Consider the following 4,621-nt stretch of genomic DNA (forward strand, 5'->3'; position numbering starts at 1 on the left):
AGCTGGGAGCCGGTGCTCCACTGGGTGATGCCGTCCTGTTTTTCAGTGACGCTCTGGGTGTGGAACGGCACGCTCTGCGGGGCGAGGGCGGGCAGGGTGTCGACGCTGTCGGTGAAGACGATGCAGTGGCTGTCGGGCTTGTGCTCGACGTACCAGAAGATGCCTTCGAGCTCGCACCAGCGCTGGACGAAGTTGGCGTCGGTTTCGTTGAACTGGGTGACATAGGACAGCGGGGCGTACTCGCGGCGCAGGTCGAGGCGATAGTTGCCCTTGGCCTGTTCGTACTGGGCGAACACGGATTCGAGGATGGCCGGCAGGTTCTTGTCCTGCCAGATGCGGCAGTCGCTGCGGTATTCGAGCAGGCTTTGTGGGAACGGGGTGCCGTAGATCAGGTCCATCACAGGGGAGCCGAATGAGACGTCAATCAAGAGAAAACAGGGTAGTCAGCACAACTATCATCTGCACGAGAATAAGAATTTTTAACCATCTGAGTTGGCGGCAATATATGAAATAGATTGCATTAAGTAACAAAGTCATGAGATTTGTAATCCATAAAGCAGCAAGTGCAAATATCTTCTGATATCCACCGATGCCAGGCATTGTCCCATTATTCGGTCCAGCTAATAAGCACAGGGCGACGATTGACCCAGATACGGCAATGCCTATACTGACTGCGCCTACATAGCGCATAGCGCTTGACGGATTGGGGCTCATATAAAACTTTATTCCTTGCTTATATTGTTAGGTTTTAAATGCACTAGCATCGAGAGCGCTTCAATAGATTCTTTGTCCAGAAGCATGCGCCCCATGCGTTAGATCATAAGCTCCACGGGTTCAGCGATAGCTACTTTGAAGCCAGTGAGTTTAATGCCTGATCCCAGATTATCATAAACTGTGCCTCGGAGATTGAGTTTGGCTCTTCTTGGTTAGGGAAGCCTGCTCCATTTTTCGGCTTTTGTGTCGTCATATAGCTGTAATCTAAATCGAAACGAAGTTCGGGGTTTTTATCGCTGTTTGGTACGCCTGGGTAATACCAGACGGCATTGATTTCAGTCAGGTAACCTTCACCGACTTTTTCAGTACTAGCCTCAATGATTTCCTCTCCTATGAGATTATTAACTGTTCGTTTAGTATTGCGGTACATACGGTGCTGGAAGTCAGATTTAATTATCCATGCGGCCTCTTCAGTCGGTGAAACAGCGCTGCTGTTTCTTTTTGAGAGAAATTGATTGGCTATTCCGCCATATTGTTTGGATGTAAATTTTGCTCTCAAGTCCGGCCGCTCTGTGAAACTAAAGTCGATATAAACACCTTCGTTGCCCGTCTTGTGAGGTAAGCATCCATTGACATAGCAGATGCTTTGAGGGTCATCAATATCGCTGAGCTTAATTGAATCAAGAATAGTTCTGATCTGTTCGTCCTTGTTGAGCGTGCTGTCGCCGCCAAGTACAAATTTCATATTATTAGACCACTGATACGCCACTGTGGAAAACACAACTTTGTTTATGGGGTCGCCGTCAAGCCCTTCTCCTGTGATTCGCGTGTGATCATAGCTATAGAGAAATGACCCATTACCCATCGATTCCTTGGTGGCTTTGTGTTCTGCATTATTTAGGTTACGGCCTTCAATGGATAGCCAGTTTTTTTGCGCTTCTCTCTCTACCCGTGGCTTTATGTAACCTGGTGTAATGGATACGGGCACCCCGTTCAGTTCAAGTAACGCGCCGCTAAAAACGGCGTCGATTGGAAGGTCAAGACTAAACCGACCTACCCGGACCGTCTTCGAAAGGTTTTTAGTTGAGTCCATCGTTTCTGATGCTCCTGATGCAATAGGGGTAAACAATGAGGCAATTAGCAGACTACAGCCAATGAGAATCGCTAGCCCGTATTTAAGAAAATGATGATGCACTAGCATAGATTTTTTGCGCCCTTAGCAAGGCTTATAATCGAGTGAAGTGTAATCGCTCGAGCCGACTTGTCATTGTACGACGCACCATGTTTAAAGCCAGAAAGGCGTGCTGAAAATTTGATGTGATTGGTGACAGCTGCAGCTGAATGCGTTGGCACTGTGCCGTCGCCGGTATCATCTTGAGACGCCATAGCCGCATGATAGGCATCACCGCTATAATCAGCACCTATGACTGCGGGTCCGTGCAGTGGTTGGTAGGCTATTTTTCCGGCAGTTTGTGGATTGTTGAGTGTCACATAGTTTATTCTGTTATCTGTACTCAGTCGCAAGTTTGGGGTTGTTTCTACCGATGACATAGGTGAAAATTGACCGGTCATGTTTCGAAATGATTTGAGAATCCAGTCGATCTTGTTCCAAGCCGGAAACTTGCTGTCGGACCCAAAGTGCGCATATGTTTGAGGGAAATAATAAGTCCCCAAGGATGCGTGGAAGTTTTGCGCCATTTTTAGATTTTTCAAATATAAGTTCCAGCCCTCTTCAAGCTCTTCTCTGTTTTGGGCACGCGGTTCTACCAAGCGTGGGTCGCATAGGCGCCACCAGGCAGTTGTTTTCGAATAGATTTCGTCGTAGGGATTAGAGGCTTTAGGCAGCGACATCAAAATCGGACCGTCTTTTTTTTTCCAGCGAACATTCAGCCAGCCGTTGCCATATAGTTGATTGGGTAGTAGCTGTAACGGCCCTGGAGCGCCAAAGACCGGTGTAACTTCGTCAGCATTAGCTCCTATCGCCATTTGTCCTGTCAAATCTTCCCATCCGGCTCTTACGCGTCGATACGCTGTACCAGCACCGATTGCCGGTTGCACACCGTGGACAACCCCCAATATATTCTGCGGATATTTTTGTGCACAGCGCCTCGCGACGAGCCCTCCCATTGAGTGAGTCACAAGAATGACGTTATCGCACTTCAACTTCAGACGCGTTAGGCAGTCATTGAGTACAAACTGGATGTAGCGCGCCAAGTCATCGGCCGACTCTTCATTACTTCTTAACCAATTGTAGCCGCAGGCATAAACGGGATAGCTCCATGAAGACGCTTTTTTATAAGCTCCGAGATCTAGTGCTTCATAGCCCTTGATGGACTGAATGCTGCCCTCAAATGCAAGCATGGCTCCCTTTATCCGCGGTTTGGCTTTACCGTCATCATGGTAAAGGCTTCTGAGCTCCGTCTCGAGAAAGCTCAAGATTGGGCCGTAGCCACCAAGATCGCTCAAGAGAACTGAACCCCAGCCACGCTTTTCGATTTCTTCCTTGGGTAGTGGGCATGCTTCCAAATCAAATCCAGAGAAATCCGCCTCACCCAGTGCTCTAGGAACTTTTGTGTATTCGGGGTCCAAAAGAGTTTTCTTTTCGGCGGGGCTAAGACGATTGAACCCACCGATGAGACTGAATATACCCATCCATCCCAAACTGTCAGGGAACCAGCTCCAGCGACCTTTTAATTTTTTTACAAGGTTCTTGTTGTTATTTCCTGTGGCAAGCAAAGGTGTACCCATGATGCCGGGTACAAAAATGATAGGTATCGCCTGCCTGGGGCTTATGTACAATAAATTATCTGCACAACCCTGGTTCTCCAGCGGAGCCGATGCCTGTTCGCGCCCGTCAGGTCCTATTTCGGTTTGGAGCGTGCTCTGTTTATTTTCCATGCGACACCCTTAGTTATTCGATGATCTTGAAGAGATACTTACCCAGCATGTCGCTTTTCTGCTGCTGGGCGCGCCCGTCGGCATCGGTAACTCCACTGATGATGCTGCCATCTTCTCGGTGTATCTCATACTTCACATTGCGCGCAACTTCTCCGTTTGTGTATTTGAGAGCAATGCGCTTTTCAAAGTTGGTGTCAGGCATATCATTGTAACTATGCGACAAGCTTGTGGGGCCACTGAAGGTCTTCTTCGCCCCTTTGACATCAATGGTACCCGGTGCGTGGATTTCTATATTGCCGCCCTTGATGCGGATGTAACCGCCACCACTGGTGAGCAGAATCCCGTCCTTGGCCGCAATTTCGATCCCGGCGGCGGTCGAGCTGAGTTTCATGTTCTGCAGTGAAGTCAGCAGCATCTCGTCGTTCTGCGCTTGTAGCTCCACCTTGCCTTTGGCCGCAAACAGCTTGGCCCCGGCGTTCTGCGCAAACAGGCTGATGCTCTGCACCACACTGGCCAGCAGCGATTTGCCGCTGGCGATGCTGACGTCCTCCCCGGTACTCACGGTCAGGTGCTTGCCGCTGTGCAGGTGGGTGTTCTGCGGCGTGGCCGTGGCGATGTCGGCCGGGGACGAAGCGATCAGCAGCGGCTTCTGGTAACCCGGGGTCTTACCGCGGCCACCGTTGCGAATCGCCCAGGCGGTGTCGCCGCCGTTGCGTTGCTGCTCGCTCGGGCCTTGGCTCGGGCTGCTGCTGTCGTTGCCATAGGTGACGTCGGTGTCGGCATTGAGCTGGGTGAGGCTGTCCAGGCCAGCCTGCAGGGCGTCGGCGTTGTGCTGTTTGGCGGTGTCGGAGAGGGTTTTGAGCCGCTGCTCGCTGTTCTGCAGCTGCTGCTGGGCTTCGCTGACGTCGAGCTGCGCGCCTTCGGCGTTGCTGCGTTTCCAAGTGCTAAGGTACAGCCCTTGCTGGGCGCGCAGGGCGCCGTAGGCGTCGGTGCGCAGTTCGAAACCGGT

At 50.9% G+C, this 4,621-nt stretch carries 5 protein-coding genes; all 5 read right to left on the reverse strand.

The genetic code is table 11. The features are described from left to right. Positions 1–398 (reverse strand): contractile injection system protein, VgrG/Pvc8 family (locus ACIPZH_RS25645; RefSeq protein WP_400638333.1); only part of this gene is annotated, 398 nt, incomplete at its 3' end. A gap of 22 nt (positions 399–420) precedes the next feature. Then, positions 421–714, reverse strand: a complete 294-nt coding sequence (locus tag ACIPZH_RS25650; RefSeq protein WP_400638335.1) for a hypothetical protein — start codon at positions 712–714, stop codon at positions 421–423. Between the two features lie 130 nt (positions 715–844). Next, entirely contained in the window at positions 845–1,807 is a 963-nt protein-coding gene (locus ACIPZH_RS25655) for a T6SS immunity protein Tli4 family protein (RefSeq protein WP_400638336.1), read from the reverse strand. A 101-nt stretch (positions 1,808–1,908) separates the two neighbouring features. Beyond that, complete coding sequence (locus ACIPZH_RS25660) at positions 1,909–3,612, reverse strand: esterase/lipase family protein (RefSeq protein WP_400638338.1); 1,704 nt, start codon at positions 3,610–3,612, stop codon at positions 1,909–1,911. Positions 3,613–3,625: 13 nt separating this feature from the next. Continuing rightward, the coding region (locus ACIPZH_RS25665; protein ID WP_400638339.1) for a DUF2345 domain-containing protein at positions 3,626–4,621 on the reverse strand (996 nt) is incomplete at its 5' end.

It is taken from the genome of Pseudomonas sp. NPDC089758, from assembly GCF_044748705.1.
In the GTDB taxonomy this organism is placed as follows: Bacteria; Pseudomonadota; Gammaproteobacteria; order Pseudomonadales; family Pseudomonadaceae; genus Aquipseudomonas; species Aquipseudomonas putida_X.